This is a genomic window from Leptothoe sp. LEGE 181152 (genome assembly GCF_032906605.1).
Taxonomy (GTDB): Bacteria; Cyanobacteriota; Cyanobacteriia; order Phormidesmidales; family Phormidesmidaceae; genus Leptothoe; species Leptothoe turfae.
In genome coordinates, this window is record NZ_JASATU010000065.1 from 175,579 (window position 1) to 199,261 (window position 23,683).

20 protein-coding genes are annotated in these 23,683 nt (G+C 47.7%); 8 read left to right on the forward strand and 12 right to left on the reverse strand.

What is annotated here, in order from left to right; all coding sequences use genetic code 11:
- Positions 1-32: 32 nt before the first annotated feature.
- The 4 genes from QGP82_RS29880 to hpsE form a co-directional block, all read right to left on the reverse strand.
- On the reverse strand, positions 33-911 hold the full coding sequence (locus QGP82_RS29880; protein ID WP_499061837.1) for a sulfotransferase family protein: 879 nt from the start codon (positions 909-911) through the stop codon (positions 33-35).
- Positions 912-1,003: 92 nt separating this feature from the next.
- A complete protein-coding gene (locus tag QGP82_RS29885; protein WP_163698430.1) occupies positions 1,004-2,251 on the reverse strand; it encodes a glycosyltransferase family 4 protein in 1,248 nt (415 codons plus the stop codon).
- 10 nt (positions 2,252-2,261) lie between these two features.
- Positions 2,262-3,275 carry a glycosyltransferase family 2 protein gene (locus tag QGP82_RS29890; RefSeq protein ID WP_163667856.1) on the reverse strand — a complete coding sequence of 338 codons (1,014 nt, stop codon included), beginning with the start codon at positions 3,273-3,275 and terminating at the stop codon, positions 2,262-2,264.
- A gap of 67 nt (positions 3,276-3,342) precedes the next feature.
- Positions 3,343-4,359, reverse strand: a complete 1,017-nt coding sequence (gene hpsE / locus QGP82_RS29895; protein WP_163667858.1) for a hormogonium polysaccharide biosynthesis glycosyltransferase HpsE — start codon at positions 4,357-4,359, stop codon at positions 3,343-3,345.
- A 723-nt stretch (positions 4,360-5,082) separates the two neighbouring features.
- Between hpsE and nrdJ the strand changes: the two genes are divergently transcribed.
- Positions 5,083-7,260 carry a ribonucleoside-triphosphate reductase, adenosylcobalamin-dependent gene (gene nrdJ / locus QGP82_RS29900; RefSeq protein WP_163667860.1) on the forward strand — a complete coding sequence of 726 codons (2,178 nt, stop codon included), beginning with the start codon at positions 5,083-5,085 and terminating at the stop codon, positions 7,258-7,260.
- Positions 7,261-7,738: 478 nt separating this feature from the next.
- On the opposite strand, the gene QGP82_RS29905 is transcribed toward nrdJ, so the two are convergent.
- Positions 7,739-7,903 (reverse strand): hypothetical protein, encoded by a 165-nt coding sequence (locus QGP82_RS29905; protein WP_163667862.1) that lies wholly within the window; start codon positions 7,901-7,903, stop codon positions 7,739-7,741.
- A gap of 271 nt (positions 7,904-8,174) precedes the next feature.
- On the opposite strand from QGP82_RS29905, the gene QGP82_RS29910 reads away from it, so the two are divergent.
- Positions 8,175-9,650, forward strand: coding sequence for a DEAD/DEAH box helicase (locus QGP82_RS29910; RefSeq protein WP_163698424.1), 1,476 nt, complete (start codon positions 8,175-8,177; stop codon positions 9,648-9,650).
- Here QGP82_RS29910 and QGP82_RS29915 read toward each other — a convergent pair.
- Positions 9,647-11,551 (reverse strand): sensor histidine kinase, encoded by a 1,905-nt coding sequence (locus QGP82_RS29915; RefSeq protein WP_499061838.1) that lies wholly within the window; start codon positions 11,549-11,551, stop codon positions 9,647-9,649. The genes QGP82_RS29910 and QGP82_RS29915 overlap by 4 nt on opposite strands.
- A 560-nt stretch (positions 11,552-12,111) precedes the next feature.
- Here QGP82_RS29915 and QGP82_RS29920 point away from each other — a divergent pair.
- Positions 12,112-14,028, forward strand: a complete 1,917-nt coding sequence (locus QGP82_RS29920; RefSeq protein WP_499061839.1) for an ABC-F family ATP-binding cassette domain-containing protein — start codon at positions 12,112-12,114, stop codon at positions 14,026-14,028.
- Between the two features lie 100 nt (positions 14,029-14,128).
- On the opposite strand, the gene QGP82_RS29925 is transcribed toward QGP82_RS29920, so the two are convergent.
- Positions 14,129-14,416 carry a hypothetical protein gene (locus QGP82_RS29925; RefSeq protein ID WP_006515333.1) on the reverse strand — a complete coding sequence of 96 codons (288 nt, stop codon included), beginning with the start codon at positions 14,414-14,416 and terminating at the stop codon, positions 14,129-14,131.
- Positions 14,417-14,756: 340 nt separating this feature from the next.
- Between QGP82_RS29925 and QGP82_RS29930 the strand changes: the two genes are divergently transcribed.
- On the forward strand, positions 14,757-15,173 hold the full coding sequence (locus QGP82_RS29930; RefSeq protein ID WP_499061841.1) for a hypothetical protein: 417 nt from the start codon (positions 14,757-14,759) through the stop codon (positions 15,171-15,173).
- 128 nt (positions 15,174-15,301) lie between these two features.
- Here QGP82_RS29930 and QGP82_RS29935 read toward each other — a convergent pair whose 3' ends face one another.
- The 3 genes from QGP82_RS29935 to QGP82_RS29945 form a co-directional block, all read right to left on the reverse strand.
- Entirely contained in the window at positions 15,302-15,706 is a 405-nt protein-coding gene (locus QGP82_RS29935) for a hypothetical protein (protein ID WP_163667873.1), read from the reverse strand.
- 3 nt (positions 15,707-15,709) lie between these two features.
- Entirely contained in the window at positions 15,710-16,762 is a 1,053-nt protein-coding gene (locus QGP82_RS29940; RefSeq protein ID WP_431732049.1) for an ABC transporter permease, read from the reverse strand.
- 74 nt (positions 16,763-16,836) lie between these two features.
- The gene (locus QGP82_RS29945; protein ID WP_163667875.1) at positions 16,837-17,364 is read right to left on the reverse strand and encodes an adenine phosphoribosyltransferase; all 528 of its coding nucleotides are present in this window, start codon (positions 17,362-17,364) and stop codon (positions 16,837-16,839) included.
- Positions 17,365-17,522: 158 nt separating this feature from the next.
- Here QGP82_RS29945 and QGP82_RS29950 point away from each other — a divergent pair, with 158 nt between their 5' ends.
- Positions 17,523-18,479: a peptidoglycan DD-metalloendopeptidase family protein gene (locus QGP82_RS29950; protein ID WP_163698416.1), complete on the forward strand. Its 957-nt coding sequence runs from the start codon at positions 17,523-17,525 to the stop codon at positions 18,477-18,479.
- Between the two features lie 9 nt (positions 18,480-18,488).
- On the opposite strand, the gene QGP82_RS29955 is transcribed toward QGP82_RS29950, so the two are convergent.
- Positions 18,489-18,983, reverse strand: coding sequence for a tetratricopeptide repeat protein (locus QGP82_RS29955; protein WP_163698414.1), 495 nt, complete (start codon positions 18,981-18,983; stop codon positions 18,489-18,491).
- Positions 18,984-19,277: 294 nt separating this feature from the next.
- On the opposite strand from QGP82_RS29955, the gene QGP82_RS29960 reads away from it, so the two are divergent.
- Positions 19,278-19,844 (forward strand): pentapeptide repeat-containing protein, encoded by a 567-nt coding sequence (locus QGP82_RS29960; RefSeq protein ID WP_163667881.1) that lies wholly within the window; start codon positions 19,278-19,280, stop codon positions 19,842-19,844.
- A 97-nt stretch (positions 19,845-19,941) separates the two neighbouring features.
- On the opposite strand, the gene QGP82_RS29965 is transcribed toward QGP82_RS29960, so the two are convergent.
- Positions 19,942-20,655, reverse strand: coding sequence for a 4'-phosphopantetheinyl transferase family protein (locus QGP82_RS29965; RefSeq protein WP_163667884.1), 714 nt, complete (start codon positions 20,653-20,655; stop codon positions 19,942-19,944).
- Positions 20,656-20,907: 252 nt separating this feature from the next.
- Between QGP82_RS29965 and QGP82_RS29970 the strand changes: the two genes are divergently transcribed.
- Together QGP82_RS29970 and QGP82_RS29975 are read left to right on the forward strand one after the other, a co-directional pair.
- Positions 20,908-22,113 (forward strand): NAD(P)/FAD-dependent oxidoreductase, encoded by a 1,206-nt coding sequence (locus QGP82_RS29970; protein ID WP_499061842.1) that lies wholly within the window; start codon positions 20,908-20,910, stop codon positions 22,111-22,113.
- Positions 22,114-22,251: 138 nt separating this feature from the next.
- Complete coding sequence (locus tag QGP82_RS29975) at positions 22,252-23,661, forward strand: DCC1-like thiol-disulfide oxidoreductase family protein (RefSeq protein ID WP_163667889.1); 1,410 nt, start codon at positions 22,252-22,254, stop codon at positions 23,659-23,661.
- Positions 23,662-23,683: the final 22 nt, after the last annotated feature.

A 23,683-nucleotide genomic window follows, 5' to 3' on the forward strand; every position in this document is an offset into this window, starting at 1 on the left:
GACCATGGCTCCTTGTGCTTTTATTGCTAGCCTTAGGCCAATGTTTGTGTTGGTAAAACTGGCAAATTGACTTGTTGCACCAGGTTCTTAACGTAATTTTGCTGTTCCCTGGTAAACACTGATAAAAATTTCTGAGAATTTGTATTCTGTATATTTTTTTGAGTTGAGGCTTTCCACGTTTCGCGAGATCGGATTAATTGGCTCGATGTATTCCGATAGTTTTCGAGCATGTGATCATCAAAGGGGACACCAATAAACTGACAGAGGCGTTTGACTTCATCTGTTGGATGGCTAACCATCTGTTCATAGTGAATCAAGGTATGGTTAGGCTTATCCAGGTACTGATGCGTGATGGCAATGTCCTCAGTCCAACGTTGAATACAATTATCCAGGGTTTTAAAGGTGCGTCCCCAATGGTTGGGATGACGCTGAGCTAAGTCATATATAGAAGCAATGACATCCATGCCGCTTCTAACAATATGGATCACTTTCGCCTCTGGCATGTAGTGCTCGATATATTTCAGTCGGTGTAAATGTTCAGGGGTTTTTTCTAGCCAGATAGATTTTTTCTGTAGATGGGTCAATTCGCCCATTATTTCTTTAAAGCTACGAACGTAGGCCTGAATGAGGGGTAAACGCGGAAGTTTATGGGTGAGTTCTGGATGCCCAACTTCATGCAAAAACGATTCCATTGTGTTGCGCATTTCCTTAGAAACTAGACCTAAGGCATAGCGACGTGAGCATTCTTCTGGCATCCAAACAAGATCTACAAAAAATTTGGACTCTGGGAATGAAGCAATATCGGGATGACTGGCTAGCAGGCTTTGCAGAAGAGTGGTGCCCGAGCGAGCACAGCCAACAATAAAGATAGGAGATGCTGTATATGGGTGCTTGTGCTTTTGAGTCATCATATGAGGAACACAGATAAAAATTAATAGGTGGTTTTATTAACTAGGTGACTTTATTAATAGTGGTTAATTAGTGCAAAGGTGATTTCTCAAATTTATTGCAATAGTTCTTGGTAAAGTTGCTTATAGGATGCTGATTGGACTTCAAATGAAAACTTTGTAATTACAGTTTGTCGAGATTGTTGAGAGAGTTGTTGTAGACGCTCGGTATTTTCAAGAGTCCATTCAATACCTTTAGCTAAGTCTTCAGCACTAAAGCATGCGGCACGATAACCATTCTTTTGATGTTCAACAATATCGCGTAAGCCAGTGGCATCAAAGGATACCACTGGTGTGCCGCAGGCCATGGCTTCAATGGCGGTTTTACCAAAGGCTTCTTGAACAGAAGGGACTACCATCACATCAGCGGCTGAATAGGCGAGTGCCAGTGTGACATTGTCGTTTAGGCGTCCCAGCATAGTGTGAGGGATATTGAGTTTCATTGATGGTGATATTTTGTTCGCACCAAAGATGACAGCTCGCAGAGGCAAGGTATTGTTACTTTTTAGTGTATTTAGAGCAGCTCTTAAATGGTCAAAGCCTTTGCGCTTATCAGTGGTTGCACTTAACGCACCAAAAAGGATGAGTTTATCCTGTTGAGGCAGTTTCAGAATGTCACGGGCGATATTTTTGTCAATAGGACGAAAAATATCAGTATCTACGGCATTGGGGATGACTTGGGCAGGATATTGGTTTAATAGAGTGCTTTTGCTGGCGCAGTCAGCTACCCATTGGCTAATGGGTACTAAGGTTAGATTCAGGTTTTGCCAGGCATGATATTTGCGTTGCCAAACTTTTCTAGATAAGTCTTTTTCTTGAGTGGAGCCCAGCATAGGACAGCGGCCACATTGCTGTTGATATCGAGTACAGCCTTGGGTGTAGCAGCAACCTCCGGTAAAGCTCCACATATCCCGTAATGTCCAGACGATGGGCTGGGTAAATGTTTTGAGTTGTTCTGGCCTGAGCAGCCCTAACCCAACCCAGTGTAAATTAATGATGTCTGGCTTAATTTGTTGGATTTGTTTGATAACTGGATTGGGGTAAATAGCCGGGGAAAAGAGCCCTGGTAATTTGTGGGGATAACGTTTTAAGGGCCAGTATTCGACGGTTTGACGAATACCGTTAAGAATTTTTTGTCCTCCTGTAATGCCACTGGGGCCAATTACTGTTGAGTCATCAGTATATTTTTCGGCCACGAGCATGTGGGAATCAACGCCAGCTCGTTTGAGGGCCGTATGCATCCAATAGGCACCCCGAGCCGCTCCGCCATTCGCATCTGATGTGCTGAGATGTAATATTTTCATCGAAACTCAGCTATTGCAAGACAGATTGCACAACGTCGGAGGGCACGTTATGTTTTTGGAAATAAGCTTGAACATGTTTGTGGCGTAACGATGCGGGAATGAGGGCGCTACTAACGAGTTTTATGAGTTTTTTGAGATGAAAAATAAGGTAGATCCAGCGGGGTACATGGTTAGACTGCCGATGGATGCTGTTAACCATGTGCTCGACGTTATGGGGCGATTTTCGATTAGTTAAGCTTTGGAGAACCTTGAGCTTATCCGTAAAGGTTTGGCTGATATACCATTGAATCCACAGGGGCATGTAGCGAATGACGTCACTGGTTTGCCAATCAGTGCTTGCGTTTAGTTGATTGGACAGTTGCACTTTGTACCCTGCTTCCTTCGCTCTGCAGATATATTCGTAATCACCGCCGTAGTGGCGAAATCGTTTGGCATTGGGGAGGTCAATGTCTGCTATCAATGCAGTGGGTATGACGGCAATGTTGCCGTTTAAGGTATCTACTGGAATTATTGGACTATCGCTAAATTGCTCCAGGTTATTAATGGGTTGGCTGGCAATCACCCCGCCAAATACAATCCAGTCTGGGTGAGATTGAGCACATACGATGCCGCCGGTGATTACTTTTTTATTTAAATTTTTCTGACATACCTGGATTAGTTGGGATATAAAGTCGTCTGCTAACGTGATGTCGTCGTTAAGCCAAACGACATAGTCTGTTTGCAGTTGCTGCTGGGCAAAGTTCATGCCGGTTGCGATCGCACCCGTCCACCAAAGCTCGCCATCCCCTTGTAGTAAGTGAACCGCTGTAAAGGTTTGGCGAATCAACTCAGGTGTCCCATCGGTAGACCCATCATCCACCACTATCACTTCGATGGTATGTGCACCTGAGGACGCAGAAATTTGAGCCCTCAGCTGATGCAAAATGGCTGATGTATAGGCTTGACGATTTCGAACGGGCAGGATGAGTGCAGCACTGACACAGGTCATAGGTATCAAATAAACATAGCCTTGGAGGGCTGACATCAGGAGGCGCAGAATTATGCAGTCCCTACGGTTCTATATTCCCAAAGTAGTTGAGATAATTGATATCTCAAGATTTATTTTTTAGAAACCTAAGCAATAGTAAACGCCAGATATAAAGTGGGCTGACCAAGCTGCAAAGATAGAATTCTAGCTCACATGCCGGGACAACCTTGGTTTGGAGTAGTGTGCGGTAAGTCACCACATGGTGTAGGGCTTTAAGCAAATCGCTGGCTATAAACACCCAAAACATAAAGGGACGCTGCCAGGAGGGCATGTTGAGCATGCGAGTCACGTGGCGGCTGAGGCCAATGCCTCGGAAAAATGGCAGCAGATAACTGCGCTGCAAACGACGGGCTGGGATCTGATGCCAAACCTTCATGTCGGGGTTGTGCCAAATTTCCCAGTTACCTCTGCGGATGTGGGCGATGGCTTCTAAATCTTCGCCCGTGAGCATTTGTTCGTCATGACGCCCGGTCAAAATGAGTTGACGGGGGACGTTTTTCAACCAAGCCTGCCGCCGCACCACTAGACCTGCAGAGGGTGGCAAGACTCGCTGGCGAGGCTGATAAACATGGGCTTCATCACCTCGCTGAGTTAGGGCGAAGAATGACTGGATCCGATGAAAGTCATCGGGGAGCGTGCCTTCAAACTGGCCATAGATTTGACTGCCGTAGGCCCCAACATGTGGGTGCTGCTGGCCAAACTTATAGGCCGTTGCTACCCAGTTATCAGCCGGTAAATTATCGTCATCTAAAAAACCGACAAGCTCGCTCTTAGCCGTTTCCATGGCTAGCTGGCGAGCGTAAGCGGCCCCTTGACGACCCTCAAATAAATACCGCAACGGAATGTCAGACGACCACTTCTGCTGGTATTCCTGGACGACTGCAGCTGTAGAATCGCTGCTGTTGTTGTCGATTACAAAAACTTCCCAGCGCAGTATTTGAGTATTAAGCTGCTGCTGTAGTCGATCGAGAACAGCCGGAATACGCTGGGCACCGTTATAGGTGCAAATAGCAATCGTGAAGTCACATGGCCGCTGCACTGTCTCTGTTAATGGAGAGGACAACACTACTGAATGGCTCATGGTCAATGGGTTGATTCACAGCATTGGATACAGGGAAGTAGAACTAACTTCGGAAAAACCCGTAAAAGGAATTGAGTTAATCGTTAAGACAGGAAATCTTTACCAAACACCACGAGAATGCTATATGGAGCATTATGTAAGCCCAGTGCCAATTAGAGTATCTATAACCATATATTCTTTAGGTCCTCTATATATGGCTACCCTCATATTGCAGCTTACCGGTCAACCTATTAGTAACTTTAGTAATTTGACCACTTTTTAAATCGCACCTGGCTCACAACCCTAAAACTGAGCTTTAAAAAATAGCCTTGATCCAATGGAATCAGGCCTTGAACGTTTCTTGGATGTGGATGTAAATACCCCTGGGTCTTGCAATTAATATAGCCTGACAACGGTATATCGTCTCCCCTTACGTCATCTTGCTAAATCGTCGATTAGTTCGTTAGTTAGGATTGACGGCTGTTTAGGGGTTTTAGTTCACGTAATGGATAAAAAATTTACTGATCGCTACATCTAGCGTTCGCCCTAAAGGCAAGACGCTAGATTTTTTTTGATGGTGGTGTTAGGCTTTATTTCCATGTGCCATAGCACATTTAGAGTGTTAACAAGTATTGGGGACATCATTGGCGCTACATGTGCTGTTTCCCAAGGTTTGATGTATATCCCCATCGTTAACGACCCTATTTCACTCACACCCTTAGATTCGTAAGGAAGTCCAGACGAATGGTTCAAGAGTTAGAACGACTACGTACAAAAACGCCTTTCCCTGGAACTGCGCCAGCGGCCTATCCAGTTTTTTATCGTACCTATAGCCGTCGTTTGGACGATGGACAGCGGGAATCTTGGTATGACGTTTGCGATCGCACCCTAGGCGGTCTGGTGGAACTGGGTAAGCTGACGGCGGACGAAAAGGCCCTGGTGCAGCGAATGCAGCGGGAATTAAAGGCGCTGCCGTCGGGTCGTTGGCTCTGGGTCGGGGGGACTGAGTGGAGTAGGCAGCAGAAAAATTTCTCTGGGGCCTATAACTGTACCAGCACCAATGTGGTGGACTGGCGTGCCTTTGGTCTGATGATGGATTTAGCGATGATGGGCTGTGGCACCGGTGCGATGCTAGAGCCTAAATACATCGATCAGCTGCCAGTGATTCGTAATCGGTTAACGGTGACCATGGCTGGCGATGTGGGGGCTACGCCTGTGGCTCAGCGTCGTGAAGAAACGGATGTCGTGGTGGATGGCAACCGTGTTGAGATCCGTGTTGGTGATAGTCGTAATGGCTGGGTGATGTCGTATCAGACGATTTTAGAGCTTTCCAGCCGTGAAGACTTCACGGGTGATGTAGATGTGGTCGTTAATCTGAGTGATGTGCGTCCTGCGGGGGAAAAGTTGAAGGGATTTGGCGGCATGGCCAATCCGGTGAAGCTGCCGGGGCTATACAATCGCTGCGCCACAATTTTAAATAAAGCCATTGGCCGTAAGCTCAACTCTGTGGAGTGCTGTCTGTTAATTGATGAAGCTGCGGCCTGTGTGGTGGCTGGTAATATCCGGCGGTCGGCGGGGATGCGTCAGTTTGACAGCCATGATGAGCAAGCGGCGGCGGCTAAAGATAATCTGTGGCAACAGGATGCTGACGGCAACTGGCGAATTGACCCTGAGCGTGATGCGCTGCGTATGGCTAACCACACGCGGGTGTTCCACACCAAGCCATCCTTGGAGGAAATGACCAATGCGGTGCGTAAGCAGTTTTACTCCGGTGAAGGGGCGATTCAGTGGGCGGGTGAAGCAGAACGCCGTGCCCAGGGCGAAGGGCGCTATGGCCTAAACCCCTGCGGTGAAATTTTGGGCCAGAACTTCCACTGCAATCTGGCGGAAATTCACTTGAACCAAATTGATCCAGAGAACCTGCAAGAACAGGAAGATGCCTTCCGTGCCGGTGCGATCGCAGTTGCTGCTTTGCTCAATCACCAGTTTATTGAACCCCGCTATCAGCAATCACGGTTGGATGATCCCATTGTCGGCGTGTCCTTTACCGGACTATTTGACTTCTTTGTGCAGGCCTTTGGAGTGGACTGGCTGAAATGGTGGGAAGCCGGTCGCCCAGATACCATGCAGGGAATACAGTTTAAGGCCAAGGAGCAAGAGTATCTAAGCCGTTGGAAGGCCATTGTCCATGGGACGGTTTGGGACTATTGCGATCGCCATAACATCAAGCGTCCCAACCGCTGCACAACTGTGCAACCTGCTGGTACGAAGAGTCTCCTCAGCGGTGCGTCTTCTGGTTGGCATCCACCTAAGTCCCAACGCTTTATCCGTCGCATTACCTTCCGCAAGGATGATCCGGTGGCCCTGGCTTGTATTGACTATGGTTATGCGGTGGTGCCATCCCAGTCTGATAAAGATGAGAACGGCAACCTGCTAAACGATCCTTTTGATCCCCGCTGTACTGAGTGGCTAGTGGAAATGCCTGTGGAGGTGCCCTGGGCTAATTTGCCAGGGGCAGATCAGATTGCCATTGAGCAGTTCTCTGCCCTGACTCAGTTTGATTTCTACATGCAGGTACAGCGGCACTATACGGCGCATAATACCTCGGCTACTATCGAATTTCGTGAAAATGAAATTGAGGTTCTAGCAGAACGCATTCACCGGGCGATTCAAAATGACGAAGGCTATATTTCTTCGGCCCTACTGGCACGCTTTGATGATCTGCAAACATTCCCACGTTTGCCGTTTGAACCCATTGATAAAGCACGCTACGAGGAATTGTGTAACGAGGTTCTAGCCCGTCGTTCCACCGAGAATTTCCATGCAGCGTTAGAGCGTTATGATGCGGGTGAACTGATTGAAGCTGGTCCGGCAGGCTGTGATTCTGATAAGTGCCTGTTGCCGGAGAAGACGCCTGGCTAGGGGCAATGGGGAATAGACAGTGGAGAGTGGGGTGATTTCTTAAATAGTCACTCACCTTACTAGGGTTTGTTCTATAAACCAGGGTTCTCTTGCGCTGGTTTTAGATAATTACATCTGAGGGGGGATTCACAATTTTGCGAATCCCCCCTCAGGTGTTTAATTTAATTTTGAATTGTTGTCTTATACAACATCCTGGTTATCTGCACCCAATATCGAAGGGCAACCACAAGGGATTGCCCTTACGGGATTGCTCATTTCTAATCGGGCTTACTGAATTCGGATTTGGTCTTATATAACATCCTGGTTATCTGCACCCAATATCGAAGGGCAACCACAAGGGATTGCCCCTACGGGATTGTCCCTGATTAATCGGAGTGACTGAATTCCGATTGGTATTAGAACGGGTTAAGGATGACGGATAATCATTGCATGGGGTTGACAAACAAACGTGAGCCCATGGACCTTAGTCTCTAAAGTCTCAGGATTTTTTCTTAGGGCTGATGGAGACGCCGCCGTCGCCGCCAACGCTGACTATAAACTCAGATGAGTTACCGGATCGTGTTTTGGACTCTTTTCCCTGATGTTTGTTGCCATTGAGCAGCATAATTAAACCGGCAAGAGTCAAACCTAGAATCATTGACATATCCATATGACGATTCTCCTTGGTAAATGCTACGGATAAATACAATTTTGAACCTATCGATTCCAGAGCAAAGCTGCATGGGTTCTCGGATAGTTGATTTAATTGTCACCAAATCTCCATAAACGGCCTCGGTGATTCTACGTAGTTGATAAAAAATGTAGGAGACTTAACGTTCCTTTAATCAGGAACTAGGGTAGATAACTGAGCTTGGTATAGTTAGCTACTGTTGTTGTTGCGGTCTTCACGCAACCCGTTTTTATGTTTTCTGTGTATGGTGCGTATACCCACGCTGCGGTTTGATCGCGGCACATTAATTTTGCACCCGCCGCCGCGAGGTAAGGGGTGGATTGATCATGCCGTGTGGGATGACCGCATTGAACGGTTTCGGATCCCGGCCCACTGCTATCGCCCATTGTTAGAGACGCTGCGTCGTGAGCAGGTGGAGGTGAATGATCAGGCGTCTGACTTTACCGCTTTGGAACTAACGCCTCGTCTGACGTTTAAACCTTATCCCCATCAAAGCGAAGCTCTCCAGGCTTGGCAGCAAAACAGGTGGCAAGGGGTGGTGGTTTTGCCGACAGCGGCGGGTAAGACTTACCTGGCTCAATTAGCGCTACAGGCTATTCCCCGCAGTGCTTTGATTACGGTGCCCACATTAGATTTGATGCATCAGTGGTATGCCCATTTAGAGACGGCATTTCCCGATGCGGATATTGGTTTGTTGGGTGGGGGCAGTCGCGATCGCACCGATATTTTAGTGGCGACCTACGATAGTGCGGCGATCCATGCAGAGAGTTTGGGCAATCGCTATGGCCTATTGGTGTGCGATGAATGCCACCATTTGCCCAGTGACTTTAATCGGGTGATTGCTGAATATGCGATCGCACCCTACCGATTGGGGCTCACCGCTACCCCTGATCGGGCTGATGGACGCCATAGCGATCTCGATCAGCTACTGGGGCCAGTTGTCTATCACAAAACGGCGGCTGAATTGTCTGGTCAGGCGTTAGCCCCCTATCAAATTGTGCAGCTAAAAGTCTCTTTGTCAGAAATTGAGCGGCGGCGGTATGCAGAGCTGATTCAACGACGCAACGACTTTTTGCAGCAGTCTCGGATTTGGCTTGGCAGCCCTGAGGGATGGAAGCGATTTGTCACCGCCAGTGCACGTTCGCAAACGGGGCGTCGGGCAATGCTGGCTCATCGTGAGGCTAAAAATATTGCCCTGGGCACCGCTGGCAAACTGAGGGTATTAGAAGATCTGTTGGCTCAGCATTACCCTGAACGCACCATCATTTTCACCAATGACAATGCCACAGTGTATAAAATCTCCCAAGATTTTTTGATCCCTGCCATTACCCATCAAACTCCGGTAAAAGAGCGGCGTGAGGTTTTGCAAAGCTTTCGCACAGGAGACTATAAGACCATTGTTGTTTCCCATGTGCTCAACGAAGGGGTGGATGTTCCTGACGCGAGAATTGCAATTTTGTTATCAGGCAGTGGCTCTACTCGGGAATATATTCAGCGTTTAGGTCGTGTGCTCCGTAAGGGAGATGGGAATAAATTAGCGATCTTGTATGAAGTGATTGCAGAAGAGACTACGGAGGAGAATATTGCCCGTCGACGCAAACAGTCCCCACGTAAACGAGAACCAGATCAGCGGGATAAGGGGTATCGTACAGATGTCGGGCAGCTGCCCTTGGTGGCGGAGTCCAGTCCGGATTGGCAGTCTGAAGATCTACCCTATTAACTTGCGACTCTGGCGGATTTGGCGATGGCTGGATCAGCGGGTAATACGTCGATGGGTAAGGTGATAAGAAACTCAGTCCCTTTACCTACCTTAGAGCGTACTCGGATTTTGCCGTGGTGCTGTTGAATAATCCTAAAACAAATGCCTAAGCCTAGACCTGTCCCTTTACCCACTGGTTTTGTTGTGAAAAAGGGGTCGAAAATCTTTCTGCGGATCTCGCGGGGAATGCCGGGACCTCGGTCACAGATAATAATTTGAACATGCTTGTTATCAACCCTGCGGGTGATGATTTTTAGCTTTTTGCGATCGCAATTAGCCTCAAACATGGCATCTAAGGCATTGACAATTACGTTAGTAAATACTTGATTAAGCTGAGCGGGATAACAGCGCACTAGGGGTAGCTCACCATATTTTTTTACAACGGTGACTTCGTGTTTGATGCGGTGATTGAGGATCAGTAATGTGCTATCAATGCCCTCGTGGATATTAACATCTTTGACCGTGGCCTCATCCAGACGGGAGAAATTGCGTAACGACTGAACAATTTCATGGACTCGTTCTGTTCCCACATTCATTGAACCCAAGAGCTTATCCAAATCTTCTAATAAAAAGTCAAAATCAATTTCTTCTAACTTTTGAAGAATTGCTAAGGACGGTTCTGGATACTCTGTTTGGTAAGTTTTGATCAGCTCTAGTAAATCCTCAAAATATTCCTTTAGAGGCTCGATGTTACCTTGCACAAAACTAATCGGATTATTGATTTCATGGGCAATGCCAGCGATCATCTGGCCAAGGCTAGACATTTTTTCAGTTTGAATCAGCTGGGTTTGGGTCGCTTTTAGCTCCTTTAAGGTGTTGGATAGTTTTGTTGTTCGCTGTTGTACTCTGCTTTCCAATGTTTGGGCCGCTACTTCTAGTTCATAGGTATAATGGCCAACCCATTCAATCAGCTGATTGACAGACAGGGCTAAAATACTAATATCGTCTTGCGTACTGGCAGGTGCCCGTAAATCAAAGCGACTTTCTCCGGCTACTTGTTGTGCTATCAGAGTAATATCTTGAATGGGTCTGGCTATTCTTTTTGCAATCCAATAGCCAAGGATAGAGGTAATAAATGACCCACCTAATGTGACAATGGCGATAAAAAACCAAAGTGCGTCTTTTGCCTGAGTTAACGACTGTTGGGAAATCAGTAGCACTAGCTGAAACTGTTCACCATCGAAGCTAGCCAGAGAAATAGACTCCGCTAAGAATTTCTGACGATCGATAGTAATACAATCCTGGAGATTATCGAGACTTAGTTGATCTAAATGGACAGTGTCAGATGAAAATGTGGAGGCGACAATTACATCATCTGATAAAACAATGATCTGTTCTTGAATCGTTAAATTAATTTGATTGAGAAAATCACTATCAAGGGCTGTACCCAGTAGAACGCCGCCGATTACCCCTTGATCATTTTTAATGGGTGCAGTACCAATTAAAACAGGAGGTCCAAAATTATGGCTACTGACAACATCAGTAATCTCTGATCCTTTGATTAGTAGGTTATTGATCTCTTGGTCGTTAAGATTGAAACTCTGTAGTTTAGTATCTTTGTCGTGAAATAGTTGTCTTTTATTATGATCGATAATATTAGTAATATCGGTCTCTAAAATCCCTTCGAGGGGGAGTATTGTTTGCTGGAGTTGATTGATATCTTGATTGATGATTGCCTGAGTTATGAAGGCTTCAATGGATAAAAAACGGGCCCCTTGCCGTAGAGAAGCCATTTCTCGATAAATATCTCTCTCAACCAAAGCAGCAAGTTCTTCTGCCTGCTCCTTTTTATCTTGTTCTAACTTATGTGAGAAAAACTTTCCTACTGTAGCAACGCTGACTACCCAGAAACCTAGAAACATCACAATGAAAGGCACGCTAATCTTTAGTGGTAGTGATGCTCTCTGGTATTTAAGTAGCAACCTTTTGAAGTACAGCAAGCCCATGGGTTAAAACATTATTCCAGACTAATTGGTGTTGATTGGAAGATAGTCGCTATTACCTAAAATTTGTTGTCCTTCAAGGTATAACGCATCCAGGTTTTGCTCATAATACGTAGATGCTGAAGTCAAATCCGTCATAAATTGGGCTGGTCCACGAGTCTTCAATTCTCTATTCATCAAGTACCCCAGGTGTTTAAAGTTTGTGAAAAATCTTCAGTTGATTGGCAACTTTATTGGATGATTTTCGTCTTGGAAAGATGGGATAACATCAAAATAAAAAAGACACCATTATCTATTTCTTTAACGCAATAACAATGTCTAATGTCTATTGAGGTCCGTGACTATGACAGTATGCGTGGGGCATTGTTGAGTTAAGGTATGGCGGCATTGAGCCAGCTGCCACCATTAATGGGATGCTGGTCCAGAATCATAGGTCGGCCACCCACGTTACACTAGCTACGGTTGTTCTGCGTTGACTAATGACTCTGCTGGCTTTACGGGACATAAATAAGGACTTTGGCATTAAGGAAATTCTTCGGGATGCCAGCTTTAGTATTGAGGAAGGGGACCGGGTGGGGCTGATTGGCACCAACGGTTCGGGTAAGTCAACGCTGCTAAAGATGATCGCGGGTATAGAACCCATCGATAGCGGCGAAATTTGGAAGAATGCCAGCAGCAAAATTGTCTATTTGCCCCAGCAGCCAGACTTGGATGAAGACCTGACGGTACTGGAGCAGGTGTTTGCCGATAGCGGTGACAGTATGGCGCTGGTGCGGGAGTATGAGCTGATTTCTGCTCGGTTGGCGGACGCGACAGGAGATACGAACCAGCTGATGGCGATGCTATCACGGGTATCTCAGCAGATTGATCAGGCGAATGCGTGGGAGCTAGAGACTCAGGCGAAGGTGATATTGACCAAGCTGGGAATTGAGGATTTTAATGTCAAGATTGGAACGCTGTCGGGGGGATATCGGAAAAGGATTGCGATCGCAACCGCCCTCCTCTCCGAACCCGACCTCATTCTTATGGATGAGCCTACCAATCACCTTGATGCCCTGTCGGTAGAGTGGCTCCAAGACTACCTAGGCCGTTATCGTGGTGCCCTATTCCTGATTACCCACGACCGCTATTTCCTGGATCGAGTCACTAACCGCATTCTAGAAATTGATCGAGGTGAGCTGTATCCCTACTCAGGCAACTATAGTTATTACCTAGAGAAAAAAGCGGCTCAAGAAGATGCAGCTGCCAGCAGCCAGAAAAAGCACGCTGGAGTGCTCCGACGTGAGCTAAAGTGGCTACAGCGCGGTGCCAAGGCCCGTAGCACTAAACAAAAAGCCCGCATTGATCGCATCCGCGATATGCAAAATGCTGAGTTTAAGCAAGTCCAGGGCAATGTGGAGATTGCCACTGCCGGTCGCCGCATCGGTAAAAAAGTCATTGAGCTAGAAAACGTCACCAAAGGCTACGATGACCGCATTCTGATCAAAGACTTTTCTTATTTATTTACCCCAGAAGATCGCATTGGCATCATTGGCCCCAACGGTGTGGGCAAGTCCACGTTGATGAATATTATCACCGGGCGCGAGCAGCCTGATGCTGGCATCGTTGAGATTGGTTCTACTATTCACATCGGCTATTTTGACCAGTATTCCGACGATGTGAACATTAATGAAGACCAGCGGGTGATCGATTATCTAAAGGACGTGGCTGAGCTGGTAACCACTGCCGATGGTACGGTGATTACCGCTTCTAAAATGCTGGAACGATTTCTCTTTCCGCCCGATCAGCAATATGCGCCGATCCATAAGCTTTCTGGTGGTGAGCGACGACGTCTGTTTTTGTTGCGGGTGTTGATGCAGGCTCCTAATGTACTGATTCTGGACGAGCCTACCAATGATTTAGACGTGCAGACCTTAGGCATTCTAGAAGACTATCTAGAAGACTTTAACGGCTGTGTGATTGTTGTTTCTCATGATCGTTATTTTCTCGATCGTACTGTTGAAAACGTGTTTTCGTTTGAAGGGTTAGGTAATCTCAAGCAGTATCCTGGAAACTATTCAGTCTATTTAGACTATAAAGAGAAAGCTGAACAGAAAAAGAAACTTAAACAGGAAGCTGCTGCCAAACCACAGAAAACTCAAAATTCAAAACCCAAAACTCAAACCTCATCAAAGCCCAAGAAAATCTCCTATAAAGAAAAGCGTGAGTATGCCTCTTTGGAAGAGAAAATTCCAACTTTAGAAGCAGAAAAAGGAACCCTAGAAAACCAGCTGTATACTGACCCACCTAGCGACTACAACGAAATGCAGGTACTGTCTCAGCGATTGGCAGATCTGACAACGGAGATTGATACGGCAACAGAGCGGTGGATGGAGTTAGCGGAGCTAATGGAGTAAGTTTTGAGTTTTAAGTTTTAAGTTCTTATTTTGGGTGGACTGCCTAAAAATTATTAAGGCAACTTGATGTATTCTCTTAAACTCAAAACTCAAAACTTACTTAACTACGTTTTAAAAACTCTACCTGTGGCACTAGCGGATCGTTAACGACTCCTACCCCCTCATAGCCCCAGCGCTCCATCATTTGCTTAAGCTGTGGCCCACTGATGGGTTCGACGGCAAAGCGATTAGCGACTTCAGCTGCATGCTGATTAACATAGCTAAGGGCTTCATAGTCAGCGTTAAAAAGCATCAAAAACCCTTTTGAGGTTTCAGTATTGCGAGGTTTCGCAGCGAGATATTGCCCGTCGTGGGTGGAGCGTAGTAGATAGTAAGATTTGGTGAACATAGTATACGAATTGCTTTATCCTTACGCTAAGAGAAAAATTCTCAATCGCCTACGTTCCTGTTGCGAAGCTTAATTGATCTAGGTGGGGGTGGTTGGCTAGAGACCTTTGTTTAGAAGTCAAACTAAAAATCATAGTTCATTCCTTGAGGGGGGTAGACAACTTTTTCATCAGAAAGAGAACGAACGTTGCTGAAGCTACATACGAGATTTGAAACAGTTGATGCAAAAAGGTATGCCACAAAAAGGGTTGGTACTTTGTGGATATTTCAGCGGACGGACAGCGTGAGCCGGTGAAAGTTGAATAACCTATTAGTGCACTGTTACTGGACAGCATGCCTTGATGACCTATCGCCACTTGCTATTAGTTATCCTTCTGCTGTCCACTATGGTTGGATGCCGCATGGGAGGACTATTTCCCCAGCGCAGTCTTGTCGCCGATCTGCAAGCCAATGATCGTGAATTGAACCTGGCTTCCATTGGCCCTAACACTTGGAATCGCATGTGTGTACTTGGGCCATATACCACCAATAATATGGCCCAATCTACCCTTGGATTTCCTTGGGATGTAGAAGTTCGAACCGGTATAGAAAAGCGTGACGATATCTATGTGCTTGTGTTCGTCAACGAGGACCAAGTAGCCATGTATCTTAAAATGCCACGCCACGGAGGGGATTTACTCCACTCAGAAACGTTGTGTTTTGAGTTTTCTGATGAAACACTCTATCGAGATGAGCTTGGCAACTGGACAATTCAATGACACTAAAATGCAGTTGTATTGTCCAAACCAGCATTACCAAGGACAGTAAGCTTTAATGCACGCTGCCTTCGCATGACCGTACCTGGGGGAAGTTGAATTTTTTCTGGAGAAACCACAGCGTACATGTTTCAATACCGTCCGTTAAACTCACGGAATACATACATGTTAATAGCCGCTACCACAAAGCAGATGATAAAGATTAATACACGAATGCCGTAGATGGGTTCATTCATCAGCTGGCCATCAGCAAAGATCGGGGTAAATGAAGGTTCTATTTTTGCCATGATGAACCCGGCAACGAAGGCCGTAATGGTAGAGGTGGCTTGAGAGAGATTTTTTAGTTCATTGCTGGTGTTTGGAGCGACCAGGAACCCTACTAACCATCCCCCGGCCCAACCGGAAACGGCAATTAATATCGTTTGGGCAAAGCCTGGGTCGTTTAATTCACCGTGGACCCGGTTCGCTAACCAAATCACGATGCCAAATACTATAAAGCCGACAAGTAGACCACTGTAGGACCTAAAAGGCTGCATGGTCTAATTCATCTTTGAGAGTTTAATGCGCGGGTCCACAAAGGACAGCGCCAGGTCAGCCAGCAAGTTACCAACGATTAGCATGGTGGCTCCCATCATTAGACTGGCCATAATCAAGTACAGGTCTTGGGACTGCACTGCTTGTAACGTTAATCGTCCCAGACCTGGCCAGCCGAAGAAATATTCAGTAATAAATGCACCACTCAGTAAACTTGCAAATTCAAACCCTAGCAAAGTAATCAAAGGATTGATGGCATTGCGCAGGGCGTGGGTATAAATGACTCGCTCTTCTGGGAGACCTTTTGCGCGGGCAGTACGGATATAGTCCTGTCGCAATACGTCGAGCATTTGGCCCCGCATCAGTCGCTGTAGGCCTGCAAAGCTGGTAATGCTGAGGGCCAGTGTCGGCAAGATCATGTGCCAAGCCACATCTAGCACTTTGCCAATCCAGTTGAGGTCGTCATGGTTGATGCTGGTGCGTCCGCCCACTGGAAATAGGGGAGTGGTGAGCTGAGCAAAAAATAGCAACAGCAGACCCGTAATTAGGGCGGGAAAACCTTGGCCAATGTAGCTGAGTACCCGTAGGATACGGTCGGTAAATTTGTTGTGATTAACGGCCCCAATGATGCCCAGAGGAATTGCAATGGCCCAGGTAACGATAATGGATGCAATGGATAGCAGCAACGTATTGGGGATACGCTCTGCCAAGATTTCTACCGCTGGGCGTTGATAGGCAAAACTCACACCAAAATTGAGCTTGGTGACCACCTGGTAAATCCACTGAAAGTATTGCTGCCAAATGGGTTTATTGAGTCCAAACTGTTCTTCAAACTGCTGGATAGTTTCAGGAGAGATCTGTGGATTTTGTCGCTGAGCATCTAAAAAGTCCCCGGGTGCTAGCTGAATGATAAAAAAGCTAAAGGCTGAGGCCAGTAGAAGCGTCAATAATGCCTGCAAAATGCGCTTGAGCACATAGAGCGTCGTCTCACTGGTGAGCACCATCTGCAGTGTTTGCAATGGTGAACGAGATTGGGTAGAAGTGGGCTCTGCAGTCATGGGCAACGAAATTAAAGTTGGGTGCAGAATTTCGTTGTAGGGGCGCAGCATGCTGCGCCCCTACAGGCGTGATCTCAGTATGACAGTAGCGTGGTTATGGGAATTCCGTCAGGGAGTTTTTGGCGACCATTCAATTCGCTTAGCTCAATTACAAAACTAAAGCCTGCAATGGTTGCGCCAGTCTGCTCAATCAACTTTGCTGTGGCTGCTGCTGTGCCGCCAGTGGCCAGTAAGTCATCTACGATCAGGGGGCGGTGACCGGTATCTAGAGCATCCTGGTGTACTTCGAGGCTATCTTGCCCATATTCTAAGGCGTAGGAGACTTGGTGGACAGCGGCGGGGAGCTTGCCGGGTTTGCGGACGGGGATAAAACTCAGACCGAGTTGGTAGGCAAGGGGCATGCCAAAGATAAAGCCTCTGGATTCAATGCCGACGATGCAGTCTGGCTGATGGTTGACGGCTTGTTCTGCCATCAGATCAATAGTGGCTCTCAGGCCGTCAGCATTTTGTAGCAGAGTTGTAATATCTCGGAAAAGGATGCCAGGTTTGGGAAAATCGGGTATCTCACGAATCAGTGCATGGATATCTGTGGTGGACTTCACGGTGGGGGCTGATGCAGGACGGCCCTATTTTATACTCTGTGGGGCTGTTGTTGTGTCGGTCACGTGTGGGACTGACCAACCTGTCAGTTTTGCCTTGCCTTCCGGTGAGATTCCAGTAGGATAAGGGGCAGAAAATGTCCGCGAGGCTGTGTTTATCTGTGAATAACGTTCCTCAGTCGCCAGCTGCCCCTGCTAAACGTCGCTGTACCGTTACAGTATCTGCGCAGGCCTGGCACGGTTCAAAAGCGGCGGCGCAAGCGGTGGGTTGTGGCAGTATTTCAGAGCTACTGGAAAAACTAGGCAATGGTGAGCTGGTTATTGTCACTGCCGATGAAGTGGGACCGCCTATTGATCAAGGGAGCTCTCCAGTCAGTGATGAGCCGTGGGGAACGTTTGCAACGGATATTCCCACAGCCCAGGCTCGGACAGTCACAGCATGGTCGTCAGATTCAGTTAATACCCAGGTAAAGCCCTATCCTACTAATCAAGGAGCGTCTCAAACCAAACAGCTTCGATTTTCCCTTGGCAGATTGCCAAAGCTAGCCCTGACGGCAACCTGCGCGTCACTTATTTTGTTGCCCATTCTCTATGTGTTAGACCTGCGGCTGTCAGGGCCTAAGAGAGCCATAGTTGATTTTCAGAGTGCGTTGACCCTGAAGACGGGCGATACGATCGCAGGTTATGACGTCACTGACCATATGCGCATCCGGCCTGTGCATCCGGTAACAGGTGCCATTAATGTGCCCCATAATGGTGTGGATGTGGCGACCCCGTCAGGTACCCCAGTGTATGCGGTGGGGGTGACGGGAGACCAGGTTACGGTGGAATGCTGGTGGGATGTGGATGGCGGTGGCTGGGTTGCCAATCAAACTACAGAATCCTACCCGAAACTAGTGTTTCAGTCCCTGCATTTGCTAGAAAATGAGTGCCGTTCGGGCCAATTTACTAGCGGCGAAGTGATTGCCCTGACTGGCAATAGCGGTCTGGGGTCAGGCGAACACTATGATTTTCGAGTCAAACTCGACGGAAATTATATTGACCCTCCAAAACAGTTTCTAGAAGCGGCTCTGACGGGTAAAACCTTATCTCGTGACGGTCAGCTAGCGGACCTGTAATACCAGTTTTTATTGCAATGGCTGATCGGGACTGCACACTGTAGACCAAAATTCTACATCTGTGCGAGAGTCGAGAACGCCTGTGAGTTGGCTGCGATAGCCGGTTAGACGCTCTCGTTCTAGGCCCTCAGCATAGGGGATAAGCTCATCGACAGTGGCGGTAACGCAGACCCAATCTTTGGTTTGAGCTGCCAGGTTTAGCCGGGCTTGAAGGGTATCGACCTCTGCTTGAATAGCGTCAAGGCGATTACGCTTGATGTAATACTCCATGTTTGCGATCGCATTCAGGGCATAAACATCATCTGGCCGTTCCTCTAAAGCCCGACGAAAGTTAATGAGTGCTGTCTGATAATCAAATTGATTTGCATAGGTATAGCCCAGGTTCATTGCTTGGGTATAAGCGTCTTCTGGCTCCGGCGTCGTTTCAATTTGCGCCAGGGCCACTGTCCCAGGCAAAAGCATCGACAAACCTAAAAGTGAGCTCCATAACCACTGCTTTGCCATTAATCGCCTAATTGACCTCTGTTATTTTCGATATTGTTACCACGGATTGCTACGAAGCAACCCCATCGACCATAAGGTTTATGGGATGAAGTTACGTGAACCGGAGTTCAACATAATTGAAGGAAACTGAAGCATTAGGCTACCCCGCCTGTATTTCAATGTTTCATGATGCAAAGGGCATTAGCCACAAAAACTGAGGTTGCGTCGTGTCTCGTAAATTGTTACATTAGTTTACGTTAATATAAGTTTACAAAAGCCTGCACACTTTCGGTTCTGTACTGACAAGTTGCTGTTTTGGGCGATGTAACCCTATCCGACTCTGCACTAGCGGTTGAGGAACCACCTTTGGAAGCATCTCAGTTAATTAGACGATATAACATTGGTCAGCGTCAGTTTGATCGAGCAGATTTGCGTGAGGCCCAGCTGCCTGAAGCGACGCTGAATGGCTCATGTCTGAATTATGCGGACTTAACATGGGCTAACTTGAACCAGGCGAATCTGGAAGCAACTCAATTGGTGGGTGCGATGATTTGGCGAGCCCATCTAAGCTGGGTCAATTTGAAGCGAGCCGACTTGTGTCGAGCCTTAGTATTGCGCAGTTGTTTCACATTTGCCGATTTATCCGATGCATCACTACAGCGAGCGGACTTACGTTTGAGTGATTTTAGGCAGGCAAACTTGCAGGGGGCAAACCTACAGGGCGCTAAGCTCTGTTTTGCTGATTTGAGTGGTGCTGATTTATCCTATGCCAACTTGAGTGGTGCTGATTTGACTGGTGCGATTGTGCGGGGTGTTAACTGGTCCAATGTGCGCCTGGATGGAGTGATTGCCAAATCAGTTGAACCGCCTGCCTTGGTTTAGTGCTGTGTGGCGTAAATCTATCCACTAGGGATGTGGATGAGGGGATGCAATAGCCGCTACATTTCGGCCATCGGGTTGCTAGTTTATAGTCCTCTCCTTAGGCCCAAAGCCGTATTTGAGTGATTTCTGGTGCGACAACCACAGCTGCTGTATATCCGTCGCAGGGAGTAAATATCTGTAGCTGCCATGGTTGACCTGTTACCTTTAATTGCGGTGTTGGTGACAGGTCAACTTCAATGCCAGCTAGGGATTCGCTGATACCCTGGCCTGTGGCTTTGAGGTAGGCCTCTTTGCATGTCCAATATTTTAGAAAAGCGCTGCTGTGCTGTGTGGGTGAAATGCTGGCAAGGGACTGTTGTTCTGATGGTGCCAGGCAACGCTTGATCAGGCCGTCTAATCTATCCATAGAGCGCAATTGCTCAATATCTACGCCAACAACGTGTTGGGCAACACCACACAGGGCATATTCACCTGAGTGAGAGAGATTAAATTGCCAGTCACAATGCTTGTGCAGGGATGGCTTGCCATGGGTCCCATAGTTAAAAATAAGGTCAGCAGGACTGGTTTGACAGTAACCGGCCAAAATCTGACGTAGACTACTGCGGGCAACTGCAAATTTACGCTGATCGGCGGCAAAACGATAGCGATTCATGCGGTTGAGCTCATCTTTTGACAGTAAATCCACTTGTGCTGGTCGATCCAGGGGAATGCGCCATAGATCCATTGTGCTGTGGTCTATGGTTTGGTAGCAATCAGCTGGAGCTTGCCTCCAAGTTCTATGCTCAAGATTGTCTTGGATTGCCTTTGTCATAGTCTTGGGAAGCTGCCAGAATTAACCATAGGGCTTTCATTATCTTAATCCTGAGGGTTGCCGAGTCAATCTTGTTGACCGCAAGGATTTGTAGCCCAAGACTGCAGCGACTGTGGGGGATGCTGCGTTGGTGACTATGTTGGCTTCTAAACAACTAAACGTTAGAGCACCCATGGTCAGAATTATAGTCAATCGCTTTATGTAAATCTGGAAGTATTACTACCGGTTATTGCTATTAAATAAATAGTCCATATGGCCCTATCTCCTGCGCAAACGTCTTATTCCGGTCGTTCCACTAACTATTGCCCACGTATTGTGATTGTTGGTGGTGGATTCGGCGGTTTGTATACGGCGTTATATCTGCAGAAATATCGTCATCTTAGGGACAGTGCCATTACCCTGATCGAGCCTCGCGAACGATTTCTTTTTACACCACTGCTATACGAAGTTTTGACTGAGGAGTTGTTGCTTTGGGAGGTCGCGCCTGCTTACCAGAGCTTGTTAATGGGGACCAATGTCCAATGGCAGCAGGATTGGGCTGACCATATTGATCTAGAACAGCAGCGAGTCATGCTGCGTCAGGGTGACAGTCTCCCCTATGACTATCTAGTGGTCTCTACCGGTGCTAAAACGCGACCATTGCCAATTCCTGGTATTCGTGAGCATGCCATTACGTTTCGCAGCCTTGATGATGTGGTGACTGTTAAGGCTCGGTTAGATCAGCTGGTCCAGGCTGCACACCCGGTTGCTGTCACCGTTATTGGGGCTGGAGCGAGTGGTGTTGAATTGGCGACAAAGGTCGCTGATCGTCTTGGTCAAAAAGGGCAGGTGCGGTTGGTGGATCGTGGTCATCAAATTCTTAAGCCCTTTCCTAAAGGACTGCAGCGTCAGGCCATGGATGCCCTGTTGCAGCGTAATGTAGACGTGCTGTTACAAACCCAGATCAATCAGGTAGGGCCTACTACAGTGGGGTTAGACGAGGGTGATATGCCCAGCCATCTCACCCTTTGGGCTACGGGAACTGAGCCGGTTGAATGGCTAGGTACCCCCGTGCGTACTAATGATCAGGGACAGGTGTGGGTGCGTTCTACGCTACAGCTAGAAGACTATTTCAATGTTTTTGTGGTTGGAGATGTGGCGGCTCAACCAAAGCCGATTCCCAACACCGCCCAGGCTGCCTATCAAGCTGCCGCTGCTGTGGCTAGCAATTTGGCCTATATGACGCGACAGCGACAGCCCAAATCTTTTCGCTATTTGCACCTGGGTGACATGTTGGCCCTTGGCAAGGGAACCGCTGGGGTATGGAGCTTTGGCCTTAGTTTGGGTGGAAAACTAGGTGGCATTATTCGCCGAGCTGTGTATATTCATCGTCTACCCACCAATCGGCATCGATTGAAGGTGGCCCGTCGTGCCCTACAACAGATTGTCGCTGGACTTTGGCCGTTTAATAAATCGTAGAATTGGTTTGGATGATGGGGGTTACTGAACTGGCCTAAGTGTTTCTGGGTGAATGGTTGCTAAATTACCTTTGCGTTGATTTTTTTGTGAGGTGGGCACTGCCCACCCTACGTGCTCCTTTGTTACCTGTTTTCTGCCATGATTTCTCGCTGGCTTAAACCCCTTGAACATCGTTATGGTCTCGATTTACGTTCCTTAGCGCTGCTGCGTTTGGGGCTGGCGTTGGTGATTCTCTTCGATGTGTGGTTCCGCTTGGGCAATGTAGTGGCTGATTATACTGACCAGGGGACATTGCCTCTTAGTGCCCTGGGAGCACTTTGGCTGCCAGGGTACTGGTCGATTCATGCGTTAAGTGGCTCAGTGGTGTGGCAGTGGGGGTGTTTTGCGATCGCAACCTTTAGTGCCCTACTTATGCTGATCGGCTATCGTACTCGCTGGGCTACCATCGTGGCCTGGCTCATGTTGATCTCATTGCATAACCGCAACCCTCTGATCGTATCGTCAGCTGACGATGTGCTGCGAGCCATGGTTTTCTGGGCCATGTTTTTACCGTCGGGCAGCAGCTACTCAGTGGACCAGGCATTAAACATGGCCAAAACTCCCCAGCCGAAACGTATTGTGACCATGGCCACCGTGGGGTTGATGGCTCAACAAAGCTATATCTATATAGCGTCTGCCCTGTCTCAACCCCTGAGCGGTGGTACCGGGGTGGGTATGATGGCCATGGTGTTGGCATGGGTAGGCCCCCTGCTACTCTGGAGCCCAATCAAAACTGATGTTTGTCGCCTGTTGGCCGTTGTGCTCTTGCTGCTTTTCCACATTGGCGGGGCACTTACCTTAAACCTGGGCTTACTGCCTATGATCAGCTGTATTACCTGGTTAGCCTTTGTGCCCTCATCGGTGTGGGATAACTTAGCTGAGCGCACATTTACCCCCAAACACCTAGGACTCAAAATTTATTACGATGCGGAGTGTGGCTTTTGCAAAAAAGTTGTGCATCTGATTCGGACGTTTTTAATTTTGCCGCGTCGAGTCCCATTGCAAATTACCCAGAGTGATCCGGTGATCCAGACCGCGATGGAAACCCACAACTCCTGGGTGATTGTCGATTGGCAGGGACAGCATCATTACAAATGGCATGGCATTGCCTATGTGGTTAGTCTCTCACCTGTGTTTCGTCCCCTAGCCCATGTACTACGAGTGCCTCCGCTGATGGCCGTGGGTACTCGCCTCTATGAAACCATTGCCAGTAATCGTCGCTTTGCTGGTAACTTTACCAAGCCCTTTAAATATCAGTCGTTTACCGTCCGCTCCCACCGTGTTTTCAGCGTGCTCGCTCTGGTTGCGCTATTGTTGATTACCCTGTTGAATTTGCGCAGTATTACTGCCTACGATGCCATGGCTACGAGTCAACAACCGGCTGTGGCGTTACTGCGTCAGGTAACCGATGGTCCGATAGTGCGAAGTCTAGCCCCTTTAGGCCAAGCGGCCCGGCTGGATCAGTCCTGGCACATTTTCTCCCCTGATGCTGATGGCCAAGAGAGTTGAGTGTGATCTCAACCCTACCCAA